General features: G+C 63.2%; 16 protein-coding genes. 6 read left to right on the forward strand and 10 right to left on the reverse strand.

Translation table 11 applies throughout. The features are described from left to right. Positions 1-220 precede the first annotated feature (220 nt). Positions 221-451: a DUF2798 domain-containing protein gene (locus PVW51_RS05335; RefSeq protein ID WP_269361261.1), complete on the forward strand. Its 231-nt coding sequence runs from the start codon at positions 221-223 to the stop codon at positions 449-451. Between the two features lie 65 nt (positions 452-516). After that, positions 517-1494, forward strand: coding sequence for a M23 family metallopeptidase (locus PVW51_RS05340; RefSeq protein WP_274573886.1), 978 nt, complete (start codon positions 517-519; stop codon positions 1492-1494). An 11-nt stretch (positions 1495-1505) separates the two neighbouring features. On the opposite strand, the gene PVW51_RS05345 is transcribed toward PVW51_RS05340, so the two are convergent. The 3 genes from PVW51_RS05345 to PVW51_RS05355 all read right to left on the reverse strand — a co-directional run bounded on the left by PVW51_RS05345 (position 1506) and on the right by PVW51_RS05355 (position 5183). After that, positions 1506-3380 carry a peptidoglycan -binding protein gene (locus tag PVW51_RS05345; protein WP_274573887.1) on the reverse strand — a complete coding sequence of 625 codons (1875 nt, stop codon included), beginning with the start codon at positions 3378-3380 and terminating at the stop codon, positions 1506-1508. Between the two features lie 2 nt (positions 3381-3382). After that, on the reverse strand, positions 3383-4579 hold the full coding sequence (locus tag PVW51_RS05350) for a biopolymer transporter ExbB (protein ID WP_269361265.1): 1197 nt from the start codon (positions 4577-4579) through the stop codon (positions 3383-3385). Positions 4580-4652: 73 nt separating this feature from the next. Continuing rightward, positions 4653-5183, reverse strand: a complete 531-nt coding sequence (locus tag PVW51_RS05355) for a gamma-glutamylcyclotransferase (RefSeq protein WP_269361266.1) — start codon at positions 5181-5183, stop codon at positions 4653-4655. Between the two features lie 66 nt (positions 5184-5249). Here PVW51_RS05355 and PVW51_RS05360 point away from each other — a divergent pair, with 66 nt between their 5' ends. Next, positions 5250-6266, forward strand: a complete 1017-nt coding sequence (locus PVW51_RS05360; RefSeq protein ID WP_274573888.1) for a DUF2125 domain-containing protein — start codon at positions 5250-5252, stop codon at positions 6264-6266. On the opposite strand, the gene PVW51_RS05365 is transcribed toward PVW51_RS05360, so the two are convergent. From PVW51_RS05365 to PVW51_RS05385, 5 genes are all read right to left on the reverse strand, one after another. Further along, positions 6254-7045 (reverse strand): extensin-like domain-containing protein, encoded by a 792-nt coding sequence (locus PVW51_RS05365; protein WP_274573889.1) that lies wholly within the window; start codon positions 7043-7045, stop codon positions 6254-6256. The two genes, PVW51_RS05360 and PVW51_RS05365, sit on opposite strands and share 13 nt — an antisense overlap. Next, positions 7042-7962, reverse strand: coding sequence for a prephenate/arogenate dehydrogenase family protein (locus PVW51_RS05370; protein WP_274573890.1), 921 nt, complete (start codon positions 7960-7962; stop codon positions 7042-7044). Before PVW51_RS05370 ends, PVW51_RS05365 begins: the two co-directional genes overlap by 4 nt. Next, the gene (hisC, locus tag PVW51_RS05375; protein WP_274573891.1) at positions 7955-9046 is read right to left on the reverse strand and encodes a histidinol-phosphate transaminase; all 1092 of its coding nucleotides are present in this window, start codon (positions 9044-9046) and stop codon (positions 7955-7957) included. Before hisC ends, PVW51_RS05370 begins: the two co-directional genes overlap by 8 nt. A 65-nt stretch (positions 9047-9111) precedes the next feature. Continuing rightward, positions 9112-10530, reverse strand: a complete 1419-nt coding sequence (locus PVW51_RS05380; protein ID WP_274573892.1) for a homospermidine synthase — start codon at positions 10528-10530, stop codon at positions 9112-9114. Positions 10531-10589: 59 nt separating this feature from the next. Next, positions 10590-11021 (reverse strand): acyl-CoA thioesterase, encoded by a 432-nt coding sequence (locus PVW51_RS05385; protein ID WP_240313051.1) that lies wholly within the window; start codon positions 11019-11021, stop codon positions 10590-10592. Between the two features lie 387 nt (positions 11022-11408). Here PVW51_RS05385 and PVW51_RS05390 point away from each other — a divergent pair, with 387 nt between their 5' ends. After that, complete coding sequence (locus PVW51_RS05390) at positions 11409-11741, forward strand: hypothetical protein (protein ID WP_274573893.1); 333 nt, start codon at positions 11409-11411, stop codon at positions 11739-11741. A 51-nt stretch (positions 11742-11792) separates the two neighbouring features. Here the strand turns inward: PVW51_RS05390 and rpsD are convergent, their stop codons facing one another. Together rpsD and PVW51_RS05400 are read right to left on the reverse strand one after the other, a co-directional pair. Then, positions 11793-12413: a 30S ribosomal protein S4 gene (gene rpsD / locus PVW51_RS05395; protein WP_114275193.1), complete on the reverse strand. Its 621-nt coding sequence runs from the start codon at positions 12411-12413 to the stop codon at positions 11793-11795. Positions 12414-12632: 219 nt separating this feature from the next. Continuing rightward, on the reverse strand, positions 12633-13211 hold the full coding sequence (locus tag PVW51_RS05400; RefSeq protein WP_274573894.1) for a DNA-3-methyladenine glycosylase I: 579 nt from the start codon (positions 13209-13211) through the stop codon (positions 12633-12635). Positions 13212-13315: 104 nt separating this feature from the next. Between PVW51_RS05400 and PVW51_RS05405 the strand changes: the two genes are divergently transcribed. Together PVW51_RS05405 and PVW51_RS05410 are read left to right on the forward strand one after the other, a co-directional pair. Continuing rightward, positions 13316-14158: an EAL domain-containing protein gene (locus PVW51_RS05405; RefSeq protein WP_274573895.1), complete on the forward strand. Its 843-nt coding sequence runs from the start codon at positions 13316-13318 to the stop codon at positions 14156-14158. Between the two features lie 131 nt (positions 14159-14289). Then, a complete protein-coding gene (locus PVW51_RS05410) occupies positions 14290-15465 on the forward strand; it encodes an acetyl-CoA C-acetyltransferase (RefSeq protein WP_269361283.1) in 1176 nt (391 codons plus the stop codon). Positions 15466-15663 lie beyond the last annotated feature (198 nt).

A 15663-nucleotide genomic window follows, 5' to 3' on the forward strand; every position in this document is an offset into this window, starting at 1 on the left:
GGCGCCCCGCGGGGCGCCTTTTTTCATTTCCGGTTGATGGAATCGAAGAACCCTGTGATGCTTGGGTGCCGAAAAGAGGCCCCGATCGGACAGGTCATCCGATACCGCCCCATCCGGGCGGGCCTTGTTGAAAAGACGCACCCACGGCACCTGACCCCGCAACGGCGGGCAGGTGCCCAATTGCGAGGTGCTTTGCCTGCCTTCTTCGAAAGGCACGACCATGAAACCTGAAACCCGTATCGCGATCCTGACTGGCGCGATGATGTCCTTTGTCATGTCCCTCTTTTTCTCTGGGTTCTTCACCCTGCTGGCACTTGGCCCCGGTGCCGCATGGCTCGCGGCTTGGCTGCGCGGGCTGGCTATCGGCTGGCCCCTTGGCTTCCTGCTGGCTGCACTGACCGGCCCGGTGATACGCCGCCTTGCGCTCTACATTGCGCTGCCGCGGCGCTGAGTACGTGACAAGCGGTGCGCGCGGTCTATGCTGAGCGAAACAACCATCAGAGGACCGCGCGCGCCGTGACCCCTGCATTCTTCCGCACCATTCTTTCTGCAATTGCCCTTGCCTTGCCAGCCACGGCACAGGAGCCGAGGCTGGTGCCTCCAATCGACTGCGACCTCACCCGCTCCTGCTACATCCAGCAATATATGGACCGCGATCCCGGCCCCGGCGCCACGGATTTCACCTGCGCGGGCCTGACCTATGATGGTCACAAGGGAACCGATTTCGCCCTGCCCACCCTGGCGGATATGGCTTCGGGCGTCGATGTGCGCGCTGCGGCACCCGGCATCGTGGCGGGCGTTCGCGACGGGATGGATGACCTTGGTTATACGCCCGAACGCCGCGCCGAACTTGCAGGGCGCGAATGCGGCAACGGGGTGCTGATCCAGCATGAGGGGGGCTGGCAGACCCAATATTGCCACCTCAAACAGGGCAGTGTCGCCGTCAGCCAGAACCAGACCGTCGAAACTGGCACCGTCCTGGGCCAGATCGGCCAGTCCGGCAATGCCGCCTTTCCACATGTGCATCTTTCGGTGCGCGATCCCGATGGCGCTTCGGTTGATCCCTTCGATCCGGATGGCACGCTGAGCTGTGACACGCCCGGCGACAGCACGCTCTGGGCCGACCCGCCCGCCTACCGCCCCGGCGGGCTGCTGAACCTTGGGTTTTCGGACGCGGTCCCCGACTATCAAAGGGTCAAAGCAGGAGAGGCCGCCGCGGACAGCCTGCCCGTGGACGCCCCGGCGCTGGTGGTCTTCGCCTATTTCTTTGGCCCGCGCGCGGGCGATATCCTGCAGCTGGAGATTACCGGCCCCGCCGGACAGGTCATCGCGGACGAGATCACGCTGAGCAAGACCCAGGCCAAGGCATTCCGGGCAATCGGCAAACGACGCAGCAGCGCGCCCTGGCCTGCCGGGCGTTATACCGGCACGGCGGTGCTGCTCCGGGACGGCGCGCCAGTGGACCGCATGACCGCGGAGATTTCCCTGCGCTGATCGGCTCCGGGTTACTTCTCGGTGAATTTCAGCTCGATCCGGCGGTTCTGCGCGCGGGCTTCCTCGCTGTCGCCGGTGGCGACAGGCTGATACTGGCCAAAGCCGTTCGCAGCCAGCCGGTCGGGCGGGATTCCCTGAGCGCTGATCATGTATTTCACCACCGAAAGCGCCCGCGCCTGAGACAATTCCCAGTTGTCGGCGAATTCGCCCAGGCCGGAGAGCGGCACGTTGTCGGTGTGGCCGTCCACCCGGATCACCCAGTTGATCTCGGACGGGATGTCGCCCGCGATGGCGCGCAGGATGCCCGCCACCTTGGCAATCTCCCGTTCACCGTCGGGCGACAGCACCGCTCCACCGGGCGGAAACAGCACCTCTGAGGAAAAGACGAAGCGGTCCCCTTCGATCCGTACCCCCTCCTGCGCGCCCAGCAGATTCCGCAAACGGCCGAAGAATTCGGAGCGGTATTGTTCAAGGTCCTTGGTCTGCGCCTCAAGCCGCGCGCGCTCTGCCGCTTCCAGCTCGGCACGGCGGCGCTGCTCTGCCGCGACACGGGCCAGGGCGGTGTTCAGCTCGGACCCAAGCGATTGCAGTTCCACCGATTGCGCCGCATCCCGCGCCACCGCATCGTCCAGCAAGGCCTGAAGGTCGCCCAATTGCTGGCGCAGGGCCGCAATCTGCTGGTTCAGCAATTCCGTCTGCCGCTGGGCCGCAGCACTTGTGGCTTCTTCCTCGGCCAGTGCCGACCGCGCCGCCGCAAGCAGCGCCGCGCGTTTTTCCGCCTCGCTTGTTGTATCCTCGGCCAGGGTTTCCGCCGCCAGCTTCGCCGCCAACGCCTGTGCCAGTTGTGCGCGCAGGTCGTCGCGCTCTTCCGTCAGCTCTGCACTTGTTTCATCAAGACGCCCGCGCAGCGTTTCGATTTCCGCACGCAGGCGCGCGGCGTTCTCCTGCGCGTCCTCGCCTTCGGAAATTGATTTTTCTGCCTCCTGCAAACGGAGCAGGGTCTGCGACAGACGGCTGTCCAGATCCGCCTCCGCCGCCCTTGCCGCGGCCAGCAGGGTCAGGGTTTCCTCCGCCTCCCGGCGTTGCTGCTCCAGTGCCAGGGTCATCGCCGTCAGTTCCGCATCCGCATTTTCCAGACGGTTGCGCAGCATTTCCGCTGCTGCCGCTTCGGCCAGCCGCGCGGCCTCTTCCTCGCTCAGTGCTGCCTCGGTCTCGGCAACCTGTTGTGTCAGGTCGGCCACCTGGCCCTCGGCCTCCGCGTTGCGCGCCCGCAGGTCCGCGACCAGGGCATCCAGCGCCTCGCGGCGGGAGGCAGCAAGGCGCGCGGCTTCGGCCTGGGCATCCACCTCGTTGCGCGCGCTGGCCAATGCGAGGTTCAGCGCCTCCTGTTCGCTCAGCAATTGCGCCTGACGTTCCTGCAAGCTGGCCTGCGAATCCTCCAGTGTCGCCACCTGACCCAGCGCATTGTCGCGCGCAGCGATCAGGGCGGCGACCTGCGCCTCGAACCCGGTAATCCGGGTTTGCGCGGCTTTCAGTGCAGTTGCCTGGCTGTCGCGCTCGCTTGTCAGAGATGCGATCAGGGCGGCCTGCTGGTTGACCTGTTCCTGCGCATCATTCAGCGTTGCGTTAAGCGCGCCTAGACGCGCCTCAAGCTGTGCGTTGGAACGTTCCTCCACCCCCAGCGCGCGGGCCAGGGCGGCAACCTCACCCGAAAGCTGGTCCAGCTCGCTTTCCTGACCGGTGATCCGTTCGGTCAGGACATATTGCACCACCATGAAGATGGTCAGCACGAACATCAGAACCAGCAAGAGACCGGTCATCGCATCCACGAAGCCGGGCCAGATCGACCCCTGGAAACGCGTTCCTGTCCGCCGGGACAAAGCCATGGTCAGCTCTCATCCGGCGTTTCGGGACTGCGCATCCGGCGCGGCACGGATGCGGGCCGCCCGCCCGATACCGCCTTGGCCAGCAGCGAGATGTCATGGCGCAGCTCAGCCATGGTTTCCTGACGGCCGGCGGAAATCTCTTCCAGGATCCGCAGCATCTGCACGTCGATGGACCGCAGGCGCATCCGGCTTTCGGCATCCATACCGTCGCCGCCCGTCTTTTCCAGCGTGGCGATCAGCCGTTCCTGCCCCTCCGCAATACGCTCCAGCGTGCTGGCAGAGTTATCGCCCCGTTCCATCCGGTTTGTCATCCGGTCCACCGCATCGGCCAGCTTGCCCAGTTTTTCATCCACCATGGACCGGCTGATGTCGGACTGGGTGTACATCTGCTGCAGGCTTTCCATCTGCTCCGCCATGTGATCGACCACGCCCGCCATCATATGCTGATCGCTGGTGGCATCATCCCCGGCAGAAAAACCGACGCGGGTGATGGAGCTCAGCCAGTCTTCGAGTTCCTGATAAAACCGGTTCTGTCCGTGGCCTGCGAAAAGCTCAATCAGCCCCACCACCAGCGACCCGGCCAGACCCAGCAGGGAAGAGCCAAAGGCAACGCCCATGCCGCCCAGCTGCGCCTCAAGTCCTGTCATCAGGCGGTTGAAGACATTGACGCCCCCTTCACCCTCGGAGGGTGCCAGGCTGCGAATGGTATCCACCACCGCCGGAACGGTCGTGGCCAGCCCATAGAAAGTCCCCAGAAGGCCGAGGAAAATCAGCATGTTGACAATATAACGCGTGATCTCCCGTGCTTCGTCGATGCGGGTCGCAACGGAATCCAGGATAGAGCGTGTCGATGTTGCGCTGATCTGCATCCGCGCCCCGCGCGTCCGCAAAAGCTGCGCCAGAGGTGCCAGCAGTTGCGGCGCCATTGTTTCCGGGTCGGGCTTGTCCGAGGCGAAATTCTCGATCCAGCGGACCGAACCGATCAGCTGGAAGACCTGATAGAAACAGGCCAGCACACCGATGACGAAGACAAAGACGATCACCCCGTTCAGATAGGGGTTGGCCACAAAGATCGGAAACACGGAAGGCAACGCAATAAAGCCGCCGACGGCGGTCAGGGCCAGCACCACCAGCATCAGTGTAATCTGACGCACCGGCTGGGAGAATTGCGGTGTCTGCGCGCGGTCTGGCTGCGCCATCAGGCTTGGCTCCTGACCCTTTTTCCTGCTCTCACCAGTGTTTATACCGAATTTGCCGCGTTGCGCCATGTAATTATGAGGTCAGATGCCTCACCCTTTCGTGCAGCCAATCCAGTTCGGCGTCGTGCAGGCCGATCTCGGCCAGATGGCTGGCCGTGTTGTAGAGGTATTCGGTATTGGGCCCCCGGCCCCCGACCGCACGCGCGATGATCTGCGCCTGCTCCTCCAACGGCAAACCACCACAATACTGGTCGTGGGTTTCGTCGATGACATAGACCACGGCCCGGACCCGCCTGCCATCGGTCAGATCGACGTCCAGGTTCTTTTCCAGATAGGCGGAGGAGATCAGCTCACGCTCCCGCAGATAGGCCAGCGTCGCCGCCTCCTGCCCCGGCGCCACGCGCAGGGCGATGCCGGTGCAGGCATGATCCGGCTGCTCGTCCAGCGCCAGCACCAGTCCCGGAGATTCCTCGCTGCCGCGATGGTGGATCGAGCGCATGCAGAAGGACCGCGCATATCCCGGCAGAGTGCCGACCACGCTTTCCGCAACCTCGAACCCCGGGTTCCACAACAGGGACCCATATCCGAACACCCACATTTCCATCTGGCTGGTCCTTTCGCTTTGCCCCCGGTAAACCGCATCATCGGGTCGAGTTAAAGGGGGCTCTTGATGCGCAGCTTGGTGATTTTGCTCATATCCGTCGCCCTGCTTTGGTCTGCATGGTGGGCCGGGGCCAGCTATGCCCTGCGGCAAGGGGCCCTGGCATGGCTGCAGGACCGCCGCGCCGTCGGGTGGCAGGCAGAGGCCGATGTGACGCAAAGCGGCTTTCCGCTGCATTTGCGCAGCCAGGCACATGGGGTGACCCTGGCCGACTCGGCCAACGGGAATGCGGTATCGGCGGAACGGATCACGCTGTCGGCGCCGACCTATTGGCCCGGTTATGTCACGCTGGAGCTGCCGCAAACGCCGATCACCATCACCCTTGCGGGTCAGCAGTTCAGCCTGCAGGCACAGGATGCCGCCGCCCGGTTGCGGCTGCGCCCGGGAACCGCGTTGCAACTCGAAAGCGTGGCGCTGCACAGCTCGGCATGGCAGTTCGCGGCCATACAGGGTGCCTTGCTGCGCGCGGATGCCCTGACCCTGACGGCACAGCAGGATGCGGCAACCGAAACGCTCTATACCATTGATGTCGAGGCGGCAGCGCTGACACCGGGCGATGCCCTGCGCGACCTTCTGAACCTGACCGATGACTGGCCAGCCACATTTGACAGCTTTGCGCTGAAGGGCGCCATCCGGTTTGACAGGCCGCTGGACCGGGAGGCGCTGATAGGCCCGCCCGCACAGCCGCGCGCGATGGACCTCAAGGCGCTTGATCTGCGGTGGGGTGCGCTGGCGCTGACCGGCAATGGACAGGTTACGATTGACGCGGCCGGTGTGCCGACCGGTGATGTGACCCTGCGCCTGGCACAATGGCAGGAGATGATCGACCTCGCCGCAACCTCAGGCCTGCTGGACCCGGCCCAGCGCGATCAGGTGCAGCTGCTGATGGGCGGGCTGGCCAATATCGGCGGTCAGGACGGCGATATCGAAATCACCCTTGCCTTTGCGCAGGGGCAGATGGCGCTTGGCCCGGTCGCGCTTGGACCCGCGCCGCGCATCATGCTGCGACAGGATCAGCGGCAATAGGATCCTGACCGGTAACGCGCGGTATCGAAATGAAAATGGTCGCGATGAAACCGGTTGGCATTGGGGCCCAGCACCGTGCCGAACGGTCCGCAGGCGGCCTTGTGCATCTGGCGCAGTGGTTTGGAATAGGTTCGCGCATTCCACCCCTGCAAAACGCTGACCTCGGTGCCGTTGTTCAGGACGAAGCCCGAAATGTCGATGGCCCGGCCCTTGCCGTGTTCGGATATCTTTGCGCCCTTCTGGTTGTTGCGCCCCCGGCAAGCGTAATGCGCCGCCACCCTGACACCTTTCAGACCGCCACCCGATCTGGAGAGGGCCGGTTTGGCCGCACGTTCCATCCAGGCTTTCAATGCATTGGCCGTGGTGCAATCCATCACCGCGCCGGTGCTGAGCTTTACGCCTGAGACCGACCGCACCTTCACCGCATTGTCCACACCGCAGCCGCTCAGCGTGCCCTTGACCCGGCCCAGGACTTCGCCCTGGATTGCCAGATCACCGCAGACGGCGCCTTTCCTGAGCGTTTCGCGCTGCGTGCGGGCGGTCTTTTCGACTTTGCGGGACCGGAACAGGGGGCGCAGGGATTTGAACAATCCCTTCCTTTCGGGCTGCACATCCTGCGTCATGATGGTGTCGTCGGGCTGCCCGGCCGGAGCCACCGGTGCCGATTGAACCGGCTCACCGCCCTCGCGCGGGACCGGACGCAGCGACGTGTTCGGGCCGCTGGCCTGGGCCAGCGTGGCCAGAACCAGCAGAACACATGCCGCCCCCGCCACTTTCATTTCTTGCTCCCTCCCCGGCCGAAGTCGGGCGCATCGGTATCCTGACCCGCCTCGATGATCCCCTTGCGGATCGCGCGGGTCCGGGTGAAGTAATCGTGCAGATGCGCCCCGTCACCCTGTCGGATCGCCCGTTGCAGCGCAAACAATTCTTCGGTGAAGCGGCCCAGGATCTCCAGCGTCGCATCCTTGTTCGACAGGAAAACGTCGCGCCACATGGTCGGGTCAGAGGCGGCGATGCGGGTGAAGTCGCGGAAACCACCGGCGGAATATTTGATGACTTCGCTGTCGGTCACCCGGCGCAGATCATCGGCGACCCCCACCATCGTATAGGCGATCAGGTGTGGCGCATGGCTGGTCACCGCCAGCACAAGATCATGATGTTCCGCATCCATTTCATCGACATTGGCACCAAGACCTTCCCAGAGCCGCCGCAGTTTCGCGATGGCTTCAGGGTCCGTACCCTCCGGCGGGACCAGAAGGCACCAGCGGTTTTCGAAAAGCTCGGCAAAACCCGCACGCGGACCGGAGTGTTCGGTCCCGGCCAGAGGGTGTCCCGGGACAAAATGCACATCTTGCGGAATATGCGGTCCGACCTGGGCGATGACATCCGCCTTGACCGATCCCACATCGGTGACGGTGGCCCCCGGTTTCAGCGCCGGGGCGATTTCCGCCGCCAGTTCCCCCATCACGCCCACGGGAACGCAAAGCACGACCAGATCCGCGCCCTCAACCGCCTCAAGCGCGGTGTCGCAGATCCTGTCGCAAAGACCGATCTCGCGCGCGATCTTGCGGGTCTCGGCGGAACGGGCATAGCCGGTGACCTCGCGCGCCAATCCGCCCCGTTTGATCGCCCATGCCATCGAGGAGGCGATCAGGCCAAGGCCGATCAGCGCCACGCGGTCATAGACTTCAGTCATCCGCCTCACCGTTCTTGAATTGGCGCACCGCATGCACGACCCGGCGGCACGAGGGTTCGTCTCCCACCGAAATCCGCAGGCAATTGGGCAGGTTGTAGCTGGCCGAAGGCCGCACCAGCAGGCCCTGAGAGGTCAGATGTGCGTTGCAGGCCGCAGCCTCTTCGGGGCTGGCGAAACGGGCCAGCACGAAATTGGTCAGCGACACGTCGGACGGCACGCCGATTTCGGCCAGCGCGTCGGCCATCCAGGTCCGCATGCGTGCGTTTTCCGCACGGCAGTGATCCACATAGGCCACATCGCGGATGGCCGCCTCTGCCGCGGTCAGCGCCGCCTGGGACAGGTTGAACGGCCCCCGGATGCGGTTCAGCACGTCGATGACATGGCGCGGGCCATAGCCCCAGCCGATGCGCAGGCCGCCCAATCCGTAAATCTTCGAGAAGGTCCGCGTCATGATGACATTTTCGCGCGCCTCCACCAGGGCTGCACCGCCGTCATAGCCATCGACATATTCCGCATAGGCCCCGTCAAGCACCAGCAGCGCCTGCGGTGGCAGGGCCTCCGCAAGCCGCGCAACTTCGCCGGGCGCAATCATCGTGCCGGTCGGGTTGTTGGGGTTGGCGATAAAGACCAGCGCGGTCTTGGGACCGCAGGCGGCAAGGATATTGTCCACATCCGTGACCCGCTCGCGCTCTTTCACCTCCACCGGGGTGGCACCGGCCGCCAGCGCATTGATCTTGTACATGCCGAAACCGTGTTCGGTATGGATCACTTCGCGCCCCGGCCCGGCATAGGCCTGGCAGAGAAAGGCGATGATCTCGTCCGAACCGGCGCCACAGATGATGTTGTCGGGATCGAGGCCCAGGACCTCCCCGATTGCCTGACGCAGACCGGCATGGTCCGTTGACGGATAGCGATGCAGGCTGAACGCCGCACGGCGGAAGGCCTCCATCACAGCTTCGGAGGGGCCCAGGGGGTTCTCGTTCGAGCTGAGCTTGACCACGTTCCGGATGCCCGCCACATGGCTGGCCCCGCCCTGATAGAGCTTGATATCCATGATGCCGGGCTGCGGCGTTATCTGTGTCATGCGGCGCACTCCATGATGATGGCCCAACTTCTAGCGGCCGCCGCGGGGCGGCACCACCGGTTTCGTCAACTGGCCAGCACGTTGCGGAAAAGCCAGGGATCGCTTTCGTCGATATCCTCGGGGAACAGCTCCCAGCGGTTCTGCAGCGGCGTCCAGTCGGTATAATGCGCCTCTACCGGGCCCAGGTAGGGGCGTTGCACCTCAAGGCAGCGGGCATGATCCATCTCGTCGGTTTCGACAATCCCGGCGGTCGGGTTTTCCAGCGCCCAGACCATGCCCGCCAGCACGGCAGAGGTCACCTGAAGGCCGGTGGCATTCTGGTAGGGGGCCAGTTCGACCGCCTCTGCGTTGCTCAGGCGGGAGCCATACCAAAGCGCGTTCTTTTCATGCCCGTAAAGCAGCACACCCAGCTCGTCGATGCCTTCGCTGATCTCATCGGGTTCCATGATGTGGTGTTTGGTCTGGGTCACGCCGGAACCGAACATCTCGTGCAGGGAGAGCACCGCGTCGTCAGACGGGTGATAGGCATAATGACAGGTCGGGCGGTAATCGGGGTTCCCGGCCGCGCCGACGGTGTAATAGTCCGAGATCGACACCGCTTCGTTATGGGTCACCAGAAAGCCGAACTGCGGACCGGGCGTGGGGCACCAGGTGTGCACCCGGGTGATGGCACCCGGACGCTCGAACCAGATTGCCGCCTGGCAGCCCGTGTCATAGCTATGGGCATTCTCCGGCATCCAGGTCTCGTGCGTGCCCCAGCCCAGTTCGGCAGGCTGGAACCCTTCGGAGATGAACCCCTCCACCGACCAGGTGTTGACGAAGGTGCCGCGTGGGCGGGGAATGCGGCGGGCCTGGGTGTCGCGTTCGGCGATATGCACGCCCTTGACGCCCAGCGACTGCATCAATGTCGCCCAGCCCTCGCGGGTTTCGGGGGTGGTCACCTGCCTGCCCGTATCCTGTGCCAGGGTCAGCAGCGCCTCTTTCACGAACCAGCTGACCATGCCGGGGTTGGCCCCGCAGCAGGACACCGCCGTTGTCCCGCCGGGGTTGGCCGCCGCCTCGTCCCGCACCTTCTGGCGCAGGGCGTAATTGGTGCGTTCCGCATTGTTCTGGGTTTCAAAATAGAACCCCTCCCAGGGCTCCACCACCGTGTCGATATAGAGCACGCCCAGCTCGCGGCACAGCTTCATGATATCAAGGCTGGAGGTATCCACGCTGAGATTCACGCAGAACCCCTTGCCGTCCTTGAAAAGCCCCCCCAGCAGATCGCGGTAATTGTCGCGCGTGACCTTTTCCGCGATATGGCGAATCTTGCGCTGGCTCAGAAAGGTATGCACGCCCGCATCAGGTTCGATCACCACAAGCTGATCCGCGTCATAGTCGAAATGGCGTTCGATCAGCGGCAGCGTGCCGCGCCCGATCGAGCCGAAGCCGATGATCACGATTGGACCGTCGATGCGGCCATAGGTTGGATATGCGGTCATGTGGCGTACCTCACTTTGTCACGGGTTGCCCCCGCTGATGCATGAGGCAGGCTACAGGGTCAATCCTGTGCCGGTGTGTCGTTGACCAGACAGGCTTCGAGTGCGGCTTTCACATCGGCGGGCCAGGGGATCGAAATATGTTTGTCGAGGTCCGATGCGGCCAGGACCTGGGTGCTGGACCAGCGCTTTTCGCCCTTGCAGCTGATCTCGTGGTACATGGTCACCGAAGAGCGCCCGACCTTTTTCACATGCACCTCAAAGGTCAGTTCCTCGCCGAAAAAGGAGGGGCTGGAAAAGTCGGAGGACAGATGCACGGTGGGCGTGCCCCAGCGGTCTTCCCAGATGATCTTGTGCCAGGGCCAGCCGAGGTGAAGCCAGAATTCCTCGTTCACGCCGTTGAGAATATTCAGGTAGGAGGGGAAATAGGCGGTGCCAGAGATGTCGCAATCGCCGAAATTCAGCATGCGGGTGGTCTTGAACGGAACTTGCATGGGCGTCTCCTCCTGCGTTGGGGGATGTTGGTACACTGGCAGAGGCCGCTTTCCCAGATACATTTCCCAAATACAAATCAAGACATGTCAAAAATGACATGTCTTGATTTGTAGATCGCGGAGGAGACGCCGAGCTGAGGCTTAGGGACCCTCAAGGAGTATGGCAGATCAGCCAGACAGGATGTGTCAGGGCTGAGCCTTTCCGGGGCGCCTGTATGAAATGTCCGCCACACATGCTCCCAGGCCGCGCTCTTCACCTGCCAACATTGCCGACGGTTTTGCCCAAGGGGCCCGTTAACCCCGCCTTCACCTCCCCCCGTTACGCAAAAGAAGACATGTCAAAAATGACATGTCTACATTTGCAGATCGCGGAGGAGGCGGCCGGGAATGCTGACCTACAGACCAGACAAGTTCGAGCGCGCCTTTCATCTGCAGGACGGTGCAGCGCTCTGGGATTTTCTCAGGCAGCCCGAAAACCGCCTGCGCATGGAAACAGCAACCTATCTCGGCCGTCCGGCCATCGAACCGCTCTCCCCCGCGCTTGTACAAGCCTTCGGCAACCAGGTCAGGGATCATCAGATCAGGCAGATGATCGGCCATATGGTGCGCCAGATCATAGAGGAAGGCGGCTATCGCCTGGACCGCAGCGGCGTGCGCATCAGGCGCAGGAACAACATATTCTTCAGCGGCAGCAGGTATCTCGCACCCGATTCCGCATGAAAAAGGCCGCACCCTGCGGTACGGCCTTTCCAGACAGGATGGCGAAAAACCTTAGTTCTTCGCGTAGAATTCCACGACCAGGTTCGGTTCCATCATCACCGGATAGGGCACATCGCCCAGACCCGGTGTGCGCACGAATGTCGCTGTCATCTTGGAGTGATCGGCTTCGATGTAATCGGGCACGTCACGCTCGGCCAGTTGTGTCGCTTCCAGCAGGGCAACCATTTGCTTGGAACGGTCACGCACTTCGATCACGTCACCCTCTTTCACGCGGTAGGAGGGGATGTTCACTTTCTTGCCGTTCACGCGGACATGGCCGTGGTTCACGAACTGGCGCGCGGCAAATACGGTTGCGACGAACTTGGCACGGTAGACAACCGCGTCCAGGCGACGTTCCAGCAGGCCGATCAGGTTTTCACCGGTGTCGCCTTTGACACGCTCGGCTTCACCATAGATGCGGCGGAATTGTTTCTCGGTCAGGTCGCCGTAGTAGCCTTTCAGCTTCTGCTTGGCGCGCAGCTGAATGCCGAAATCGGACAGTTTGCCCTTGCGGCGCTGGCCGTGCTGGCCGGGGCCGTATTCGCGGCGGTTTACCGGGGATTTCGGACGGCCCCAGATGTTTTCGCCCATGCGGCGGTCGATCTTGTGCTTGGCAGCGGTGCGTTTTGTCACGGCTGTTCTCCTTTATGTGGCCCCGAGGGGCGGTAAAGGGCGTTGTCCTTTGGGCTTGCGACCCCGACAGGCATCCCCTTGCGGGGGCCACCAACACCAATGAAGCCGCGCTTATACGGGGGTGCCACGGGGAGTCAATGCAAGAATTCCCGATTCCGGCAGACCGCGCGGATCCGACGCCAGATCCGTCTTTGGCCGCTGGTATCCACCCATCGGGCCTCAGGCGCCTGAACGCCCCATTTCCGCACATGCCGCGTGCCGGTGACAGGTCACGATATGGTCGTTGACCAACCCGCAGGCCTCCATCCAGGCATAGACGATGGTGGGGCCGCAGAACTTGAAACCTTCCTTCTTCAGGTCCTTCGATACCTGCTGTGACAGCACGGTCTGCGGGGGCACGTCGGCCTGTGTTGCAAACCGGTTCTGCAATGGCACACCGTCCACATAGCGCCACATGAAGGTGTCAAAACCTTCGCGGGCCTCCACCTCTTGCCAGGCGCGGGCATTTGCGATCGCCGCCTCGATCTTGCCCCGGTGACGGATGATCCCCGGATTGGCGACCAGCCTGGCCACCTCCGCCTCTCCCCAGGTTGCGATTTCATTGGGATCGAACCCGGCAAACGCCCTGCGGAAATTGTCCCGCTTCCTGAGGATGGTGATCCAGCTCAGCCCGGCCTGGAATCCATCCAGGATCAGCTTTTCCCACAAGGCCCGGCTGTCATACTCGGGCACCCCCCATTCCCTGTCGTGGTAGTCCATATATACCGGGTCGGTCCCGGCCCATCCGCACCGCTGCATGGCCCCTCCTCTGCGCAGGAAAAATTCGAAGCAAATTCGTTCCTTAAAGCGCCGTTATCACTTTGGACGCCAAGGTGGCGCAGCACCGTGGGAAAGTACATGCCGTGAATGCCAGACAAAAACAGAAATGGGCCGATGTGCCCGCAGATGCCGTCAATCCGCTGACCCATGCCGTCGCCGCGCGCGACCGCAATACGCTTGCCATGGTCCGTGATGCCATAACGCACAAGGAAACCATGCTGGCCTATCAGCCTGTCGTCTCCGCGCGCGCGCCCGGCACCCGGGCCTTTTACGAGGGGTTGATCCGGGTGCTGGACGCCACCGGTCGCGTGATTCCGGCGCGCGAATTCATGCCGGTGATCGAAGACACCGATCTGGGGCGCGAGATTGACGTCATTGCCCTGCGGATGGGGCTGACCGCCCTGCAACGGCATCCGGCCCTGCGCCTTTCGATCAACATGTCTGCCCGCTCCATCGGGTACAAGGCCTGGAAGCAATTGCTGCACCGCGCCCTCAACCGCAACCCGATGCTGGGCGAACGGCTGATCCTGGAAATCACCGAAAGCTCTGCCATGACCGTGCCGGAACTGGTGGTCGACCTGATGGATGAACTGCAACCCAAGGGAATCTGCTTTGCCCTTGATGACTTTGGCGCAGGCCAGACCGCCATCCGCTATTTCAAGGATTTCCTCTTTGACGTGATCAAGATCGACGGCCAGTTCATCCGCGGCATCGCACGGGATGCGGACAACCGCGCCCTGACCGGTGCCCTGGTTTCCATTGCGCAGCATTTTGACATGCTCACCATCGCCGAATGTGTGGAAAACGAACAGGACGCCGCGGCCGCCGCTGCCCTTGGCGTGGATTGTTTGCAGGGCTATTTTTTCGGCGCGCCCACCACGCAGCCCGACTGGCTGAAACCTGCAGTGCAGTCTTCGGCCCGGTAACCTGCCTGCGCCACTCAGTTGCCGCGCCCCTGTCCTTGGGATATGACAAGCCAGAGGGCAGAGGAGTCGCGGTATTCACCCCTTCACCGCGGCGAGACTCTTCTGTCGAACATGAAGAGGAACGCTATCTCATGACCAACGTCGTCATTGCATCCGCCGCGCGCACCCCAGTGGGCAGCTTTGGAGGCTCCTTCGCCAATATCCCTGCCCACGATCTGGGCGCTGCCGTCTTGCGTGAACTCGTTGCCCGCGCGGGCGTGGATGCCGCCGATGTGTCCGAAACGATCCTGGGCCAGGTACTGACCGCTGCACAGGGCCAGAACCCTGCGCGTCAGGCCCATATCAATGCGGGCCTGCCGATCGAATCCGCCGCATGGTCCATCAACCAGGTTTGCGGCTCCGGCCTGCGGGCCGTGGCCCTTGGCGCACAGCACATCCAGCTGGGTGATGCCGCCATCGTGGCCGCCGGTGGCCAGGAGAACATGACCATGTCGCCCCATGCGCAAAACCTGCGCGCGGGCCAGAAAATGGGCGACCTGCAATTCATCGACACGATGATCCGCGATGGTCTTTGGGATGCCTTCAACGGCTACCACATGGGTCAGACCGCCGAAAACGTTGCCGAAAAATGGCAGATCAGCCGTGACCAGCAGGACGAATTCGCTGTCGCCTCCCAGAACAAGGCCGAAGCCGCGCAGAAGGCCGGCAAGTTTGCCGACGAAATCGTCGCCTACACCGTGAAGGGCCGGAAGGGCGAAACGATTGTGGATCAGGATGAATACATCCGCCACGGCGCCACCATCGAAGCCATGCAGAAACTGCGCCCCGCCTTTACCAAGGACGGCTCCGTAACCGCCGCCAACGCCTCCGGCCTCAATGACGGTGCCGCCGGCGCCCTGCTGATGAGCGCGGACGAAGCCGAGAAACGCGGCATCGAACCGCTGGCACGGATCGCATCCTATGCCACTGCCGGTCTGGACCCGTCGATCATGGGCGTCGGCCCGATCTATGCCAGCCGCAAGGCGCTGGAAAAGGCCGGCTGGAAAGCTGAAGACCTGGACCTGGTCGAGGCCAACGAAGCCTTTGCCGCCCAGGCCTGCGCGGTGAACAAGGACATGGGCTGGGACCCGGCCATCGTGAACGTCAACGGCGGTGCCATCGCCATCGGCCACCCCATCGGGGCCTCCGGCGCGCGGATCCTGAACACCCTGTTGTTCGAGATGAAACGCCGCGGCGCGAAAAAGGGCCTGGCAACATTGTGCATCGGTGGCGGCATGGGCGTTGCCATGTGCCTTGAGCGCCCTTGATCTGATTGGCAACGCGGCCCTTTCACGGGGCCGCGTTGCAGCGCGCTGATGCCTGCACTTCCCCGCCCTCCTGTTTCGAACGCTGGTCTGCTGAGGTGGCGGGAGGGACGGCTTTTCCCCGCAACATGTCACCGAACCCTGCGCCGCGGCAGATCAGGCGCGCAGCCCGGGCAAGACTGCGCCGATGCCGCGAAAACG

The organism is Sulfitobacter sp. PR48 (assembly GCF_028807335.1).
Taxonomy (GTDB): Bacteria; Pseudomonadota; Alphaproteobacteria; order Rhodobacterales; family Rhodobacteraceae; genus Sulfitobacter.

Excerpts from the sequence above, each read along its gene's own strand:
- PVW51_RS05360 (WP_274573888.1), top strand. The coding sequence starts at position 5,250 with ATGCGCAGCTTGGTGATTTTGCTCATATCCGTCGCCCTGCTTTGGTCT.
- PVW51_RS05335 (WP_269361261.1), top strand. The coding sequence starts at position 221 with ATGAAACCTGAAACCCGTATCGCGATCCTGACTGGCGCGATGATGTCC.
- PVW51_RS05365 (WP_274573889.1), bottom strand. The coding sequence starts at position 7,045 with ATGAAAGTGGCGGGGGCGGCATGTGTTCTGCTGGTTCTGGCCACGCTG.
- PVW51_RS05355 (WP_269361266.1), bottom strand. The coding sequence starts at position 5,183 with ATGGAAATGTGGGTGTTCGGATATGGGTCCCTGTTGTGGAACCCGGGG.
- PVW51_RS05350 (WP_269361265.1), bottom strand. The coding sequence starts at position 4,579 with ATGGCGCAGCCAGACCGCGCGCAGACACCGCAATTCTCCCAGCCGGTG.
- PVW51_RS05345 (WP_274573887.1), bottom strand. The coding sequence starts at position 3,380 with ATGGCTTTGTCCCGGCGGACAGGAACGCGTTTCCAGGGGTCGATCTGG.
- hisC (WP_274573891.1), bottom strand. The coding sequence starts at position 9,046 with ATGACACAGATAACGCCGCAGCCCGGCATCATGGATATCAAGCTCTAT.
- PVW51_RS05400 (WP_274573894.1), bottom strand. The coding sequence starts at position 13,211 with ATGCAGCGGTGCGGATGGGCCGGGACCGACCCGGTATATATGGACTAC.
- PVW51_RS05385 (WP_240313051.1), bottom strand. The coding sequence starts at position 11,021 with ATGCAAGTTCCGTTCAAGACCACCCGCATGCTGAATTTCGGCGATTGC.
- PVW51_RS05410 (WP_269361283.1), top strand. The coding sequence starts at position 14,290 with ATGACCAACGTCGTCATTGCATCCGCCGCGCGCACCCCAGTGGGCAGC.
- PVW51_RS05390 (WP_274573893.1), top strand. The coding sequence starts at position 11,409 with ATGCTGACCTACAGACCAGACAAGTTCGAGCGCGCCTTTCATCTGCAG.
- PVW51_RS05380 (WP_274573892.1), bottom strand. The coding sequence starts at position 10,530 with ATGACCGCATATCCAACCTATGGCCGCATCGACGGTCCAATCGTGATC.
- PVW51_RS05370 (WP_274573890.1), bottom strand. The coding sequence starts at position 7,962 with ATGACTGAAGTCTATGACCGCGTGGCGCTGATCGGCCTTGGCCTGATC.